Raw genomic sequence first — 888 nt, 5'->3', positions numbered from 1 at the left:
AAGCTCAGGCTGCCGTAGGGCATGCGCAGGCCGCCCGGCAGCGGGCTTTGCGAGGGCGCGGGCTGAAAGCCTGCCGAGTTCGAGGCGAACTGCCATTGGTCCGCACCCACATTGCCCGTGCCGTTGCTGACACCTGCCGTGTTGCTGCCCGTGCCGATCTGCGTGCCGATGGGCACGGGCTTGCTCAGGGCCAGCACAGCCGGCGCGCTGGCCGTGCCCGAGGCCGGCAGGTTGACCGCATGCACGCGGTAGCTCACGGCAGGGTCCAGGCCGGTGAAGGACAGCGTGGCGGCCGTGCCGGCTGCGGTGCTGACCGTGTTGCTGGCAGGGGCCGGCAGGCCGGCGGCATCCAGGCCGGCCATGACCTGTTCCCAGCTGGGGACGGGCGCATTGGCAGGCAGGGCCACGGCGCGCAGGCTGCCGCCCACGCTGGGCGTGGCCTGGACCACGGCCGATGTCTGGTCCACTGCCTGGGCGGACAGGGCCACGGTGGACAGCGCCGGCACCGCCAGGCTGTCCAGGCGCGCCTTTTTCCAGGCGGCATAGGGCAGGTCCTTGGCCACGGTGCCATCGCCGAAGAAATCGGCATCGCCGCAGTCGCTGAGGATGTCCACGCTGCCGCCCGCGTCCAGGCTGGCGGGCATGGCGCCTATGCCTTCGGCCGAGCAGGCGGTGTGGGGCGCGGTGATGGCGGCCAGGTCGGCAGCGCGCGGACGCAGGTTCAGGGCCAGGCCTGCGCTGTTCACGCGGCCGTCCCAGGAATAGAGCTGGAAGTTGCGCGGCGCGGTGCCCGTGGCGCTGGCCGAGGGACCGGCAATGATCAGGTACTCGCCGACTGCGTTCTTGCGGATTTCGCGGATGCCGCGGCCGCCCAGGTCCAGGCGAATC

Annotated in this window: 1 pseudogene; it reads right to left on the bottom strand. The window is 71.8% G+C overall.

Annotation, left to right across the window (positions count from 1 at the left end):
* Positions 1–888, bottom strand: a pseudogene (locus tag L995_RS29205) (DUF3616 domain-containing protein); the annotation flags it as partial.

This window comes from Delftia sp. ZNC0008 (assembly GCF_000799035.1).
Lineage (GTDB): Bacteria > Pseudomonadota > Gammaproteobacteria > Burkholderiales > Burkholderiaceae_C > Comamonas > Comamonas tsuruhatensis.
This window is presented reverse-complemented; position numbering and strand designations above follow the sequence as displayed.